We start from the raw sequence: 13,970 nt of genomic DNA, 5'->3' as shown, positions 1-13,970 counted from the left end.
CGACGGCGCGACCCTCGCCGAGTTGTACGCACTGCGTGACGGCTTCGACACGACGGTCGAGCGCGAGCCGGTCCTCGGCGGCCAGTACCTGTAAACGCGTTGGACGACGTTCCGGATGAGAACGTGGGAGGGTGGGGTCCGCGCGCAATCGCGGCAAGGTCAACGGGTCGACCAGCCATCACCGGGTCTACGGCATCTGCACCGCTGTTGACGGCGTCGCCCGGCCCCGCGTGACCGGCAAGGTCCGGCTTCGCTGAAACGCGCCACACCTGCACTGGCGCTCCCGGCCCGAATCGCGGCACGCCACCAGTGGCCGGCACCTGGCGCTACCCGTCGCCCGAGCGGTGCGAGGACGACCGCCGCGCCTGCGGCGTGTGGATCGGCCCACCCGACCGGCCGTGCGAGCAGGCCCTGGTCTGCGTCTCCTGCGGCCTCGACCTCACCTGACCAGATCGGCAGCGACACCTTCCCGCCCGGGGCCCGGCGCTCGTCGCCGCGGCCCCGGGCGGGATTCGTCTGCACCGTTTCCGCAGCCCATGAAGGGATTCGCGCATGAAGTCGCGCCCACGACCCGATCTACTGCTCATCCTCGCCCGCAGCGAGGTGCACGGCATCGCCGAACTCACCGGCCACGTCGGCTACCGCCACGACGTCAGCCGGGCCCAACCATCCGCCGCATCGGTCAGACTTCCTCCCGACCTGATGACGTCGTCTGCGCTGCGACCGATCAGCGCTTGGCCGGCCTGTCGATGGCCTCGCTGAGGCGCAAGGCAGCAGGCGAATGCGGGACACCGCCAGGGCAAGCTCTCGGCAGCAACGCGTTGATGCAGTGCAGACGGGCGTAGGACGTCGTCGGCGCCTCGACGATGGTGATCGCTTCGGATTCGACGTCCCCAAACGTCGAGGTCCGTCGCAGCAGGGCCTGCACGAGCGTGTGCAGGAACCACCCCGACCGCTGGGGATCGTCCTCGTCCGCGAACCACTCATGTACGGCGTCGGGTTCGCGCAGCGCCGCACGGACCTCGGTCAACGCCCTGCTGTCCCCGTCGAGGGTCCTCGCCACCGCAGCGTACGCGCGCACCCGCGGATCTGGATCGAACAGCAGCGGCCGCGGCGCAACACCACACCAGTCGAGGGCGAACGCCTGGTGTGCCCGCTCCACCGCCTCCGCCGCCGGCATGATCTCCAGCCGCCGTGCCAAATCCTGACGTTCATCGACGAGATCGGGCGCACGCAGCAGCTGGCCCGCCGCCCTCACTGCATCTATCCTGGTCGACATAATGGGATCTGCGACAAGCGGCGCGACAGCGCGATACAACTCCGCTCTGACCTGCTGGCAAGCCCGTTCCTCCTGTTCAGGAGCGGCGATGTCATCGCAGTAGGCGGCGCTCTCACCGACCTGGCCGAGCCACTCCAGCAACGCCGCGCGTAGTGGCCGGACCTCGTCGCACCCGTCGTCCAGAGCGATGCCGGTCCGGTCATCACCGAGCGTGGCGGCAACGAATAACGCCACCGGCGCGGTGCACGAGTAGATGCTGCCCTGATGCAACACACACATGTCCAAGTCCGCCAATGCGCCCTTCGCGGCCGGCGGATCGCCACTGAGCAGCCCGGCGAGCCGCTCCGGCAGATCATCCGCGCGTCCATAGGCGCGCTCCAGAGCGGCCCAGTCGATACCGGCGAGAAGATCCATCGGCGACGTCACGCCCGCATCGTTCATGACCCAAGCGCTGATGGCAACGCTCGAAAGTCCGCAGCGACTGTGGCGGGTCCCGAACTGACGCACACACAATCCCGACGCCGGCAGGTGGGAACCGCGTTCAGCGACAACCGGGCCCGGTTCTCACTGACGAAGCCAGCGGCGCGGGCAACCAGCCTTGAAGGCTGATTGTCTCGTACGAATCATTTATGGCCGCTACCGGTCCCGAGGCAAAGCCGGAATCGGCACGTTCGGCGATGTGGCCGACGGGCGGCGTAGCAAGTTAGCTACCGACGCATCAGCGATGTCGTTGATGCCGACTTCCACGCAGCCCTACGGAAGGGTCGGACCGTTCAGGCCGTCCCCGATGAGCCAACTGTTGTCTTGGATATAGACGACCTCGAAGGCTGGTTCTCGCAACTGGCATCCGCCGGTACCCCGGCGGCGGTCGCGACATGGGGTCAGGCCGCGGCGGCGACCGTGGCGCGACTTCGCGCAATAGTCGACGCATCGCCGGTCCACAATGTCGGCAGGTAGGCGTGGCGCATCGGGCGCAGCATCGCCTGGGTGGCTCCACGCGTAGTAGCGCGAAGCCACCGACGGCTTCTGGAGGTTCTCTGGTGCTATCGGCCTGGTCGGGTTCCTACCACGCGAACCATTCCCAAATCCCCACTTCGCCGAGGCGGGCGCGGAGGCTCGTGTAGTCGTTTCCGGTGTAGTCCAGCTGGTTCGACACGTACTTCTGTTGGCTCAGGGAGTAGAACCACGTAGTACTAGTACCCTTCCCGGGCGCCGTGTACGTGGTGAACAGGTTGGGGTAACTGCATTGGCACACACTGTCCCACGCTGCTAGTTTGCCGGGGGCCGCTGGATCGAGGCTAGTCCACACCCACTTGCCCTTGTCCGACTGGATCGCAGTTTGCCAGTTGTTCGCGTTGCGGCAGACCGTGAACTCCTCCCAGGTACCGAGGGCGCTAGAACTTGTACGCGCACGGAGCGGGGAGTCAGGGAGGTTGTGGTCTGCTGCGACGTACAGGTTGTTGCCGAGCGACCGGATGCGGACCTTGTACCAGCACGGCTGGGGCAGAGGTATGACGTCGTCAGGCGATGTGCCGAACGCGGACGTCGGGCTGGAGACCAGGCGCCGAAGCGCCTCCAGTTCGGGCGATCCCGTGCCGGGCGGGACGAGTACCGGACCGCCGTCGCGCTGGAGCCCGCCGGCAACATCCGTGACCACCGGTCCGGCGCTGTTGGGCAGCGTCAGCGCGCTGTAGGAGGCGCTCGGCGGCGGTTGAATCGGATCGGCGGCCGCCGGGCTGACGAGTGTCGCCGCAGTGGTACACCCGGCCATGACGGCCGCAAGGAATCGCCGTTTGCCCATCTTCTCACCCCGTGATTGATTGATGAAGGAGCATCCCTGCTGAGTTTCGGTCATATACGATTTGGCGTCAACACCCGGCAAGCCGTCTCAGCTTCGCCGTCCTCCGAGCTGCGTCGGGGGTGCTGGATTCCGCCGGTTCCGCACGGCAAGGCGCGGCTGCGACGGCACAAACGACCAGCTGCTGCGAGCGGCCATCGCGGCGCCGAGAGCCCGCCGAGGAGCGCGCGGCGGCCTACAACTTGACCTTCAGCGACTCGACGAAGACGTTGGGCCGTCCCTCGTAGTGGTCCGACAAACGTGATTCGATGTGCTCGGCAGACCACACCGCCTGTCGCTCAAGGCCAAGGCATTCCTCTCTCGGGACCGGCAACCGAGTGCTGTGGCCGGGCTCGACAATCGAGCATGCCCCGCTTCCGACCTCCTGCCTGAACACAGGCGGGATCGCAGGCAGCGTCTTCTCCGGAAGCCGCCCCAGCGCGTGGCCCCAGCGGCCCGCGGAGTACGCACTACGCATCACGGCGATGACGAACAGCGGGTCACCAGTGCAGATCTCTTGGATCGCAGCAGGATCGGGCTCGCCCCCGCGACCGGCTGCGCCGATGATGCTCCGGGTCACGCGGACTGCATCGGCCATCCGCCCGACACGACCGCTCCGGAACGACACTCGGCGCCGGGGAGCTTGCCCATGCCGCTGCACGGCAATGACACGTGCCGATCAAACCGGCATCGATTGGCCGGTCGATGGGCGGAAGCCGCGCTTGCGGTAGCCGTGCGGGTCGATCCTCTCGCGGATCAGGCCGACCTGCTCGGCCGTCGGCGGTGTGGTGCTCGCGACCCGGGGCGGGAGGACCGGCGCGAACCCGGTGGCCGACAGCACGTCGTCGACGCTGATGCCCGGATGTACCGACTTCAGGCGCATGCGCTGCGAGTCGGGCGCGAAGTCGAAGACCGCCAGGTTCGTCACCACGAGGGCCGGCCCGCCGCGCAGGCCGAGTCGGGCCCGCTCACCGTGCCCGCCGAGGTAGCCGGCGCCGGAGCGGAAGTCGACCCGTTCCACCAGCGTCCGCGGGCTGTGGTCGGTGACCCAGTAGATGAGCTGCTTGTCGAGCGCGCCCATGTCGCCCAGTCCGGCGGTGCCCGGCAGCCGCACCCGCGGGTGGTCGAACGTGCCGATGACGGAGTTGTTGGCGTTGCCGTAGGCGTCGAGCTGGGCCGCGCCGACGCAGAACTTGCGCAGGAATCGGTCGCTGGCCACGTAGTCCCAGAACTCGGCGTAGTGCTCAAGGTACATGACGGCGTCGCGCCACAGTGGGGCCTCGAAGCTGGAGGCGGTGAGCTGCGGGTCGAGCGGGTCCACACCGGACGATCCAGCGATCCAGACGAGGTCGGGCGCGTGGGTCAAGCGGGCCAGCTGGATCGCGCACACCGGCAGGACGGAGGACAGGCCGTTGCAGACCTGGTCGTCGTTGTCGAAGCACGCGGCCAGCGTCGCGATCATCAGCTCGTCGATCGAATAGTCGGTCACCGCTGGCCGACCAGTCCCAGGTACTCCGGTTGGGTCGCGGGGCCGCGCACGTACCGGTCCAGGAACGCCCGGCACGCGTCGTCGTCGGCCGCGGCCTCGACCCACGCGGTGAAGAACCCGGCGTCGTAGTCGTACGCCGGGAACAGCGACGTCGGATGCGCGCCGAACGGCGCCTCCACCACGGCATCGACGGCGAAGCCGGGCAGGATCGTACGGTCCGGCGCCCGCCGCAGCTCGGCCGAGCCGACGACCCGCTCGACCGACACGATGACCCGCCGCGACGCCCGGGGCAGCGTCGTCAGCGTGGGCAGGCGTACCCCCGGATCGATCCCGATGTTGCCGGAGCGATCGGCGCGATGGGCATGCAGCACGGCGACGTCCGGCCGCAGCGCGCGGCAGGCGACGACGGGCGGCCCGCCGAACGGGTCCGGGATGACCTTCAGCGCGTCGTTGCCGACATCGAGCAGGTCGGTGCCGATCAGCCCACGCGTCGGCAGGAACGGCAGCCCGCGGCTGGCGGCGCCGAGCCGGGCGTACAGCGCGGTCTCCGACAGCTCCTCGACGGCGATGGCGCCCGACTCGACACCGCGCCGGAACCGCTGGCACAGCCCGAAGTGCTCCATCGTGACGGCGGCGAACGTGCACCGGGCCAGCGATCCGGCGGCGGCGAGCCAGTCGACGGGCAGCCCGCCGCTGAGGCAGACCAGCGACAGGTCGCGGCGCCCGGCGCGGATGATCTCGCGCACGAGCGTCATCGGGGCGCACTGGGTCGGGCCGGCCTGCAGGCCGACGACGTCGCCGTCCGCGATGAGCTCGACCGCCTGCTCGGCCGAGACGACCTTGTCGCGCACCTACCCGGTCCAGTACTGCCGGACGCCGTCGTCCTCGGTGCGGCGCAGCCGGCCGGTGCCGACCAGGACGTCGAGGTGAGCGGCGGTCTCGGTGACGGCCAGGCAGCGGCCGAGCACGTCGAGGTCGTCGAAGGCGCGGCCGCGGCGGGTCCACCGCAGTCGCTGCGCGACCTCCAGCGCGGTGGCCGCACCCGCGGCGACCACGGCGGCGGTCTGCTCCAGCCGGGTGTCGTGGTGGGCGACGAGCTCGTCGACGCGCGCGTGCACGCTGGGCCCCGGGTGGCCGTGCGCCGGCAGCATGGTGCGGTCGGGCAGGTCGCGGACCAGCCGTAGCGAGTCGAGGTAGTCGCGCAGCGGCGACGCGGCCGGGCTCGGCTCGAAGCCGATCGACGGGGTGATGTGCGGCAGGACGTGGTCGCCGCAGAACATCACGTCGCGGGCGGCGTCGACGAACACGACGTGGCCGCGGGTGTGCCCCGGGGTGGGGTACGCCTGCCACGTGGCGGTGTCCAGTGCGATGGCCGACGGCGGGTCGATCCACTCGTCGGGGAACGCCCAGTCGGCCGGGTCGTGCTCGACGGGCACGTCGGCGACGAGCTCCTTGGCCAGCGCGGGGGCGCCGCCGAGGCGCAACTGCGCGCACAGGGCGGCCCAGGGTTCGGTGACCAGTGCCTGCGCGGCGCACAGCGTGCCCTCCTCGGCCAGGCCGAGGCCGATCCGCAGCCGCGGGTGGCGCTCCCGCAGCCGGACGGCGAGGTTGTAGTGGTCGCGGTGGGCGTGGGTGACGAGGATCCGGCTGATCCGGTCCTCGTCGGCGTCGAGGGCCCGCAGGGCCTGCCGCAGCCGGGCCTGCGCCTCCGGCAGCGCCCAGCCGGAGTCGACGAGGACGATCGCGTCGCCGTCGCGGACCGCGTAGACGTTGACCGCGCGCAGGCCGTCCTGCGGCATCGGCAACGGGATGCGGTACAGCCCGGCGCCGACCTCGTACACGCCGGGCTCGGTCCAGTCACGCCCGGGATCGTCGGGGCGGACCGGCAGCGGTGCCCCGAAGCGGTCAGCGGCCACGGAACACAGCCGGTCGCTTGGCGGCGAACGCCGCGAACGCCTCGGCGACGTCGTCGGTCGCGGTGTTGACCGCGGACGCGGCCGCCTCGGCGTCGAGGGCGTCGTCGAACGTCGAGGTGAAGGAGGCGTCGAGGAGCCGCTTGGTGAGGGCGAGTGCGATCGGCGGTCCGTCGGCGAGCCGACGGGCGAGCGTGTTGGCCGTGTCGAGCAGGTCGTCGGGGGCCGTCACCTCCGACACCAGACCGAGGTCGCGGGCCTGCTCGGCGGTGATCGTGTCGCCGAGCAGCGCGAGCCGCTTGGCGGTCTGCAGGCCGACCAGGCGGGGCAGCAGCCAGCTGCTGCCGAAGTCGGGCGACAGGCCGCGCTTGACGAAGACCTGGCAGAAGTTCGCGGCCGGCGAGGCGACGACGAGATCGCAGCCGAGCGCGAGGCTCATCCCGGCGCCGACCGCCGGCCCGCCGACGGCGGCGACGGTCGGTTGCGGCAGCCGGTGCAGGGCGCGGGCCGCGTCGTTGATCCGATCCATGAGGCGCACCACGGACTCCTCGGGCACGCCGGCCGAGAGGTCCGCGCCGGCGCAGAACGCACCGCCGGCGCCGGTGATGAGCACGGCGCGGTCGGCCGGCGTCCGGGCGATCTCGCCGAGTACCCGGCCGAGTTCGGCGAACCCGTCGACGGTGAGGGCGTTGCGCCGCTCGGGACGGTCGAGGGTCAGCCGGACCACGCCGCTGTCGCGTTCCACGGCGATGCTCACGCGCTCTGCCCTTCCTCGACGGTCAGCTCGCCGCCGGCCAGGGCGGGGGCGTTGTCGCGCTCGTCGACGGTTGACACGAAGAGCAGCCGGCCGTCCTCGCGCCAGACCGACGTGCGCAGCGTCTCACCGGGGTACACGACGCCCGCGAAGCGCGCCTCGATCGCCCGGACCCGCTCGGCGCGGCCGTCGAGCACAGCGTCGACGATCGCCCGGCAGGCGATGCCGTACGTGCAGAGCCCGTGCAGGATCGGCCGCGGGAATCCGGCGGCCTCGGCGACCGCGGGATCGGCGTGCAGCGGGTTGCGGTCGCCCAGCAGGCGGTACCACAGCGCCTGCTGCGGCAACGTCGGGGTGATGATTGTGTGGTCGGGCGCGCGCTGCGGCGGATCCGGCGGGCCGGCCGGGCCGCGGTCGCCGCCGAAGCCGCCCTCTCCGCGGGCGAACATCCGCATGCTGGAGGTCCACAGTGGTACACCGTCGATGCCAGTCGCCTCGGTGTCGACGACGATCACCGCCGCCGATCCCTTGTCATAGAGGTCCGCGACCCTGGTGCGGACCGCGGCCTTGCCGTCGCGCGGGATCGGGTTGTGCAGCTCGACCCGCTGGCTGCCGTGCAGGATCTTGCGCAGGTCGACCTCGACGCCGGGGTACGCCACCCGCGGCGGCCGGGTCGCCCGCAGCATCGGCGCGACGACGGCGAACGTCGGCACCACGACGGAGCCGGACTCGGTCGCGTAGCGCAGCTCGGCCGGGTCCACCGGCTCGGCGCCGGCGCCGAGCGCCAGGTGGTAGAGCAGCACGTCGGACGTGTCCCACCCGATCTCCTCGACCGTCGGGGGCGCCGCCAGGGCTACGCCGGGATCGATCGGCATCCGGTTCTCCTTCTCGTTGGCTTACTGTACGGCCGGGCGCGCGGCGGCCAGCTCGGCGTTGGTGTCGTCGCGGACCACGAAGCGGCGGACCTTGCCCGACGCCGTCATCGGCAGCGCGTCGACGAACCGCCAGACCTCCGGGAGTTTGAAGCGGGCCACCTTGTCCCGCAGGTATTCGGTGAGTTCCGGCCCGGTCACAGCGCTGCCGGGGGCGCGGACCACGACGCCGGCGACGCGTTCGCCGAGCCGCTCGTCGTCGATGCCGACCAGGACCGCCGAGGCGATCCCCGGGTGCGCGGCGAGGCACTCCTCCACCTCGGCGGGGTACACGTTCTCGCCGCCGCGAATGATGACGTCGCGGACCCGGCCCTGGAACGTGACGTTGCCGAACTCGTCCATCGACGCCAGGTCGCCGGTGCGCAGGTAGCCGTCGGCCGGCAGGACCTCGGCGGTCTGCTCGGGCATGCCCCAGTACCCGCGCATCACGTACGGCGAGCGGGTCCGGATCTCGCCGACGGACCCGATCGGCACGGCCTCGCCGGTGGCCGGATCGACGATGCGGACCTCGACGCCGGCGACGGGCCGCCCGACGGTGCCCGCGATCGTCGCCGCGTCGTCGTCGATCTCGGTCGAGGTGATGGCCGGGCACTCGGATTGCGCGTAGGTGTTGATGACCGGCGCGCCGAGCGTCCGGCGGATCCGCTCGACCAGGTGCTGGGTCACCGTGGCCCCGCCGACCGCGACCGAGCGCAGGCCGGCCGTGGCGGCCCGGGCGCCGAGGTGGTCGAGGGCGTCGATCACCATCGTCGGGACGCCGCCGATCCGGTTGACCACGCCGTGGTCGAGCAGTCGCATCGTCTCGGCCGGCACGTACTTCTCGACGACGACGAACGCGCCGGCGTCGACCAGGCCGCCGAGGATGACGAAGCAGGAGCCACCGATGTGGTGGTACGGCACGGGATTGAGCCAGGTGTCGGCCGGGCCGATGACGTCGCGGCGGTTGCGTTCGCGGGCGGCGTTGAGCACGGCCTGGTGGGTGAGGACGGCGCCCTTGGAGCGGCCGGTGGTGCCGGAGGTGAACTGGATGAGGAACGGGTCGCCGGTGGCGACGTCGGGCAGTTCGCCGGGCTCGGCGCCGGCCGCCCAGTCGCGCACGCCGGCGAGGTCGAGGACGATGCCGGCGCCGCACACGCCGGCCGCCCGGGGCACCAGGCTGTCGCCGGTCGGGCCGGTCCCGGCGAACACCAGCACCGGTGTGGTCAGCCGGTTTGCGTGGTCGACCTCGGCGTCGGTCCAGGCCGTGTTGAACGGGGTGAGGATCAGCCCGGCCATCGCGCAGCCGTACTCGAGCACGACCCACTCGACGCTGTTGCGCGACCAGACGGCCACCCGCTCGCCCGGCGCGGCCCGGCCGGCCAGCGCCCGGGCGACCGGGCCGGCCGCGGCGGCGAGCTCGGCGTAGGTGAGTTTGGCCAGGCCGCCGTGCTCGGGCCACCACAGTGCCGGACGGTCGCCGTACCGGTCGACCTGCCGGGCCAGCAGCCCCGGCACCGAGTCGGTCAGCAACTCGTCACCGCCCTGGGCGGTCCACTCCGACCGCGGCCCGATCCGCCGCCCTGACCCGATCGTGGTTCCTGTCGACATGGCCTGCTCCACGGTGAGCGCTGTTACCAACCGGCTGGTTGATAATTCCTGCATCGTCGCCCAACCGGTCCCGGTTGCGCAACGCCTTCGCGTGCTCGTTCGGCGGTCAGCCCGGCGGGAGCTGCACCGCCTGCGCCGGCACGGTCCACGACGTGGTGTCCAGAATGTCCGGCAGATGCGCGGCGATGTCCTCCACGGTCGCATCGGGGTTTTCATACCCGGCCGTCTCGATGATGAGGTTGCGGGCGTATCGTCCCGCGGCGGCGAACAGGATCTCGCCGGTGAGGCTGCACGACTCGTGGCAGAGGTAGGCGACCATCGGCGCGACGCGGTCCGGCGACATCCGCTCGTGCAGGTGCTCGGGCAGCATCGCGGACGTCATGGCCGTCGCGGCGCCCGGGGAGATGAGGTTGACCCGGATGCCGTGCCGGGCGCCCTCGACGGCGAGGGTGCGCCCGAGCCCGACCAGCCCGGCCTTGGCCGCGGAGTAGTTGGCCTGGCCCAGGTTGCCCCACAGCCCGGCGACCGACGTGGTCATGACGACCCGGCCGTACTGGCGTTCCCGCAGCACCTGCCACGCCGCGCGGGTCAGGCCGATGGTGCCGTGCAGGTGGACGTCCAGAACGTCCTTGATCTCCTGGTCCGACATCTTGCCGAACGAGCGGTCCCGGACGATCCCGGCGTTGTTGACGACGATGTCGACTCGGCCGAAGGCCTGCATCGCGGTGTCCACGACCGCCGGCCCGGCCGACGGTTCGGCGATGGACCCGTCGTGGGCGAGCGCCGACCCGCCCAGCTCGGCGATCTCCGCGGCGACGGAGGCGGCCGGGGTGCTGCCGGTGTCGTCCTTGCGGTCGATGTCGTTGACGACCACGTGCGCGCCGCGGGACGCCAGCAGCAGCGCGTAGGCCCGCCCGAGTCCGCCTCCCGCTCCGGTGACGATCGCCACCCGGTCGTCGAAGCGCAGCTGATGCAACGGCTGATTGGTCAAGACGCTCTCCCTCGCGCAATCGTGGTGTGGAATCGGTTCAGCCTCGGCGGCTGCGGGGCAGCCCCAGCCGGCGTTCGGCGATGACGCCGCGCAGGACCTCGCTGGTACCGCCGTAGAGCGTCGAGATCTGGGCTTCGCGGTACAGGTGCTGCAGTTCGGCCGCGGGTTCGCCCGGCCCGGCCGCGAGCCCGTCGGGTCCGGCCGCGTCCAGCAGCGCGCCCGCGCCGGCCAGCAGTGCCTCGGTGCCGTACACCTTGGCCATCGCGCCCTCCACGGCGCCGGCCTGGGCCGCGGAGCGCAGCCAGGTGGCCTGCGAGCCGAGCAGGCGGGCGACCTCGGTGGCGGCGGCGACCCGCCCCAGCCGCCGCAGCAGCCGGGCGTCGCCGGTGCGCCGCGCCGCGTGCGCCCACGTGACCGTCGCATGCACCAGGCGGCGCAGTTGGGCGGCGAACTCGCCGCCGCGTTCGAACGCGAGGGCCAGGCTGACGATCGGCCAGCCCTGGCCGACACCGCCGATGCGGGCGTCGTCACCGACCTGCACGCCGGAGTAGAAGGTGAGGTTCGTGCGTTCGCCGCTCAGCGTGTGCACGGGCGTCAAGGAGAAGCCTTCCGCCGACGTCGGCACCAAGAACATGGTCAAACCGGCGTGCTTGGGCGCCTGCGGATCGGTGCGCGCCAGCAGGAAGACGTAGTCGGCCTCGTGGGCATGGGTGGTGAAGTTCTTCTGCCCGTCGATGCGCCAGCCATCGCCGTCGCGTACGGCGCGGGTGCGCGCCGAGGCGAGGTCGGATCCGGCGTCGGGCTCGGTGTAGCCGAGGCTCAACAGCAGCCGGCCTTCCCGCACCGGGCCGAGGATCCGTTCCCTCTGCTCGGGCGTGCCGACCCGGCGGACGGTCTCGGCGATGATGAGCGTCACCGCCATGCCCTCGACGGGTGCGCCGGCCGCGGCCAGCTCCTCGTATAGGATGTCGAGGTCCGCCCGGTCGCGGCCCTGCCCGCCGTCCTCGACCGGCCACCCCGCGCCGATCCAGCCCTGCCGGGCGACCGCGCGGTGGAACTCCCAGTCATGGTACGTGCCGGATGCGGCCACCCGGGCGCGGACGGCGTCGGTCAGGTGCTCACGCAGGAACGCCTGCACCTCGGCGCGGAATGTCTCGGCCCGCTCGTCCAGTGCGAAGTCCATCAGTGTGCTCCCCCGGCCATCGTCGCTGCCCCGATCTCTTCCCAGAGCAGATCCGGGTCGCCGGCGCTCAGGCGGGTCGCCTTGGCCCGGCGCAGGTACAGCTGCGCGTCGTACTCCAGCGTGAACCCGTATCCGCCGTGCACGTGCAGGCACAGTTCGGCGGCGCGGACGGCGGTCTCGGCGGCGTGCGCGAACGCGACCGCCGCCGCGCCGGCCCACGACTCCAGCCCGTGGTCGTGGCGCCAGGCGGCTTCCCGCGCGACGAGCCGGGCGCCGTCGGCGGCCATCGCGACGTCGGCGAGGGGTTGCTGGAGCGCCTGGAACGAGCCGATGGGGGCGCCGAACTGGTGGCGCTCGGTCGCGTACCGCACGGCGATGTCGAGCGCCTCGGCGGCCAGCCCGGTGCACGCGGCGGCGGTGCCGAGCCGCCAGCGGTCGCGGGCCCGGCGCCACAGGTCGTGGGCCTGCACCCCGGCGGCGAGGACGTGCCGGTCGAGGCCGGTCCCCCGCAGTGGGCGGTCGGCGACGGCCTGGAACCCGAGATCGCGACCGGCCGCGACGCCGGGACCGCTGGGGCCGACGGAGTCGTTCCCCCGGCCCGGGCCCGTGCGCCCGCCCGGGCCGCCGCCGTGGTCGCCGGGGGCGCTCGGGCCGTGCACGAGGACGAGTTCGTCGCCCTCGAGGGCGATGACGCCTTCGGCCACCGAGCCGGCCGGGACCCGGCGGGCGACGCCCTGCTCGGCCGGGCGCGGCGCGAAGACGGTGATCCGTTCGCCGCTGACGGCCTCGGCGACGAGGTCGGCCGGGGCGCCGGCGTCGGCGAGCAGGCGGGCGGCGACCGCGGCCTCGATCAGGGGCACGCAGGCGAGCCGGCGTCCGGCCGCCTCGGCGATCAGCGCCAGCTCCACGAAGCCGCCGCCGCTGCCACCCGCGGTGGCCGGGACGGCGATGCCGATCGCGTCCATGCCGGCAAGCGTCTTCCACAGCGCGGGGTCGAACCCCGCGGCTTGCGCGGCGCGGACGCGCTCGCTCGACGAGTCCCGGGCGAAGACGCGCGCGAATGCCTCGGCGACGTCACGCTCGTCGGGCGTCAGCTCCAGGTCCATTGGTCCTCCTTCGGGGACTCCGTTATAACCAACTAGCCGGTTGGTTGGCAAGCAAGCGCCGCTGTTTACCGTCCCGGAACGAAACCGACCCACCGGCCGGTTAAACTCGGATCAGCCCGGAGTGCAAAGGGTTGACACAACACAGTCGGAGGTCACGAGTGCGGACACGAGTGCGGCATGCCTAGGCCGTCCCGCCGGGATGAGGTCCGCGCGACAGCGGCCCGGATATTCCGCGAGCAGGGCTACCTCGCCGCGACGATGGACCTGATCGCCGACGAGGTCGGGCTCAACAAGGGCACCCTGTACCACTACTACCCGGCCAAGAGCGCGATCCTCAACGAGCTGCTCTCCGAACAGGTCGACGCGACGCTGGAGCTGCTCGCCCGGGTGCCGCTGACCGGCAGCGGGCTGGACCGGATGCGGTTCTTCGTCCGGGAGCAGGTCGCCCTGGTGGCGACCAAACACGACGAGCTCGTCGTATTCTTCCAGGAGGTGCCGTGGATCGACCAGCGGCTGCCCGAGGAGCAGGCCCGGTCGATCCGCCAGCGGATCTACCGCTACGAGGAGTTCGTGAAGTCGCTGCTGGCGGAGGGCACCCGCACCGGGGAGTTCCGGCCCCTCTCCCCTTCGACGATCCTCTACTCCATCATCGGACTGCTGGCCTACCTGCCGAACTGGTACCGCCGCCCGGCGAACGCCAGCACCGACGCCCGGCTCATCGACGAGGTGACCGAGTTCGTCATCAGCGGCATCCGCGCCGTCGAGCCACCCGCCGCCACGAGCGCGGCGCCGGCCGGTTCCGGCAAAGTCACCGCTACCACCGCCGCGGCCACCCCGAAAGCCCCGCGCCGCCAGCGCGTCAAGGGATGAGCCGCCCCTGACGCCGCTTGACGCACGCC

General features: G+C 71.8%; 14 protein-coding genes. 2 read left to right on the top strand and 12 right to left on the bottom strand.

Annotation, left to right across the window (positions count from 1 at the left end; all coding sequences use genetic code 11):
- Positions 1 to 309: 309 nt before the first annotated feature.
- Complete coding sequence (locus tag ABT369_RS09900; RefSeq protein WP_350611340.1) at positions 310 to 447, top strand: hypothetical protein; 138 nt, start codon at positions 310 to 312, stop codon at positions 445 to 447.
- 280 nt (positions 448 to 727) lie between these two features.
- Here ABT369_RS09900 and ABT369_RS09895 read toward each other — a convergent pair whose 3' ends face one another.
- The 12 genes from ABT369_RS09895 to ABT369_RS09840 all read right to left on the bottom strand — a co-directional run bounded on the left by ABT369_RS09895 (position 728) and on the right by ABT369_RS09840 (position 13,071).
- Positions 728 to 1,720, bottom strand: a complete 993-nt coding sequence (locus ABT369_RS09895; RefSeq protein ID WP_350611339.1) for a hypothetical protein — start codon at positions 1,718 to 1,720, stop codon at positions 728 to 730.
- 622 nt (positions 1,721 to 2,342) lie between these two features.
- Positions 2,343 to 3,161, bottom strand: coding sequence for a fascin domain-containing protein (locus ABT369_RS09890; RefSeq protein ID WP_350611338.1), 819 nt, complete (start codon positions 3,159 to 3,161; stop codon positions 2,343 to 2,345).
- Between the two features lie 151 nt (positions 3,162 to 3,312).
- Entirely contained in the window at positions 3,313 to 3,696 is a 384-nt protein-coding gene (locus tag ABT369_RS09885; protein WP_350611337.1) for a hypothetical protein, read from the bottom strand.
- Between the two features lie 99 nt (positions 3,697 to 3,795).
- Positions 3,796 to 4,605, bottom strand: a complete 810-nt coding sequence (locus tag ABT369_RS09880; RefSeq protein ID WP_350611336.1) for a CoA-transferase subunit beta — start codon at positions 4,603 to 4,605, stop codon at positions 3,796 to 3,798.
- A complete protein-coding gene (locus ABT369_RS09875; RefSeq protein WP_350611335.1) occupies positions 4,602 to 5,456 on the bottom strand; it encodes a CoA transferase subunit A in 855 nt (284 codons plus the stop codon). The genes ABT369_RS09880 and ABT369_RS09875 overlap by 4 nt, the downstream gene beginning before the upstream one ends.
- Positions 5,457 to 6,521: an MBL fold metallo-hydrolase gene (locus ABT369_RS09870; RefSeq protein WP_350611334.1), complete on the bottom strand. Its 1,065-nt coding sequence runs from the start codon at positions 6,519 to 6,521 to the stop codon at positions 5,457 to 5,459.
- Positions 6,511 to 7,275: an enoyl-CoA hydratase/isomerase family protein gene (locus tag ABT369_RS09865; protein ID WP_350611333.1), complete on the bottom strand. Its 765-nt coding sequence runs from the start codon at positions 7,273 to 7,275 to the stop codon at positions 6,511 to 6,513. Before ABT369_RS09865 ends, ABT369_RS09870 begins: the two co-directional genes overlap by 11 nt.
- The gene (gene chsH3 / locus ABT369_RS09860; RefSeq protein ID WP_350611332.1) at positions 7,272 to 8,147 is read right to left on the bottom strand and encodes an enoyl-CoA hydratase ChsH3; all 876 of its coding nucleotides are present in this window, start codon (positions 8,145 to 8,147) and stop codon (positions 7,272 to 7,274) included. Before chsH3 ends, ABT369_RS09865 begins: the two co-directional genes overlap by 4 nt.
- Before the next feature lie 21 nt (positions 8,148 to 8,168).
- Positions 8,169 to 9,791, bottom strand: a complete 1,623-nt coding sequence (locus ABT369_RS09855) for a class I adenylate-forming enzyme family protein (RefSeq protein ID WP_350611331.1) — start codon at positions 9,789 to 9,791, stop codon at positions 8,169 to 8,171.
- Between the two features lie 106 nt (positions 9,792 to 9,897).
- Positions 9,898 to 10,782, bottom strand: a complete 885-nt coding sequence (locus ABT369_RS09850) for an SDR family NAD(P)-dependent oxidoreductase (RefSeq protein ID WP_350611330.1) — start codon at positions 10,780 to 10,782, stop codon at positions 9,898 to 9,900.
- A gap of 37 nt (positions 10,783 to 10,819) precedes the next feature.
- The gene (locus tag ABT369_RS09845) at positions 10,820 to 11,965 is read right to left on the bottom strand and encodes an acyl-CoA dehydrogenase family protein (RefSeq protein ID WP_350611329.1); all 1,146 of its coding nucleotides are present in this window, start codon (positions 11,963 to 11,965) and stop codon (positions 10,820 to 10,822) included.
- Positions 11,965 to 13,071, bottom strand: coding sequence for an acyl-CoA dehydrogenase family protein (locus ABT369_RS09840; RefSeq protein WP_350611328.1), 1,107 nt, complete (start codon positions 13,069 to 13,071; stop codon positions 11,965 to 11,967). Before ABT369_RS09840 ends, ABT369_RS09845 begins: the two co-directional genes overlap by 1 nt.
- Positions 13,072 to 13,248: 177 nt before the next feature.
- On the opposite strand from ABT369_RS09840, the gene ABT369_RS09835 reads away from it, so the two are divergent.
- Positions 13,249 to 13,941: a TetR/AcrR family transcriptional regulator gene (locus ABT369_RS09835; RefSeq protein ID WP_350611327.1), complete on the top strand. Its 693-nt coding sequence runs from the start codon at positions 13,249 to 13,251 to the stop codon at positions 13,939 to 13,941.
- The last annotated feature ends 29 nt before the right edge of the window (positions 13,942 to 13,970 follow it).

Origin of the sequence: Dactylosporangium sp. NPDC000244 (assembly GCF_040300725.1) — a bacterium.
In the GTDB taxonomy this organism is placed as follows: domain Bacteria; phylum Actinomycetota; class Actinomycetes; order Mycobacteriales; family Micromonosporaceae; genus Dactylosporangium.
The sequence above is the reverse complement of the archived record's forward strand: the minus strand, read 5'-3'. Positions and strand labels throughout refer to the sequence as shown.

Excerpts from the sequence above, each read along its gene's own strand:
- ABT369_RS09840 (WP_350611328.1), bottom strand. The coding sequence starts at position 13,071 with ATGGACCTGGAGCTGACGCCCGACGAGCGTGACGTCGCCGAGGCATTC.
- ABT369_RS09895 (WP_350611339.1), bottom strand. The coding sequence starts at position 1,720 with ATGAACGATGCGGGCGTGACGTCGCCGATGGATCTTCTCGCCGGTATC.
- ABT369_RS09855 (WP_350611331.1), bottom strand. The coding sequence starts at position 9,791 with ATGTCGACAGGAACCACGATCGGGTCAGGGCGGCGGATCGGGCCGCGG.
- ABT369_RS09835 (WP_350611327.1), top strand. The coding sequence starts at position 13,249 with ATGCCTAGGCCGTCCCGCCGGGATGAGGTCCGCGCGACAGCGGCCCGG.
- chsH3 (WP_350611332.1), bottom strand. The coding sequence starts at position 8,147 with ATGCCGATCGATCCCGGCGTAGCCCTGGCGGCGCCCCCGACGGTCGAG.
- ABT369_RS09845 (WP_350611329.1), bottom strand. The coding sequence starts at position 11,965 with ATGGACTTCGCACTGGACGAGCGGGCCGAGACATTCCGCGCCGAGGTG.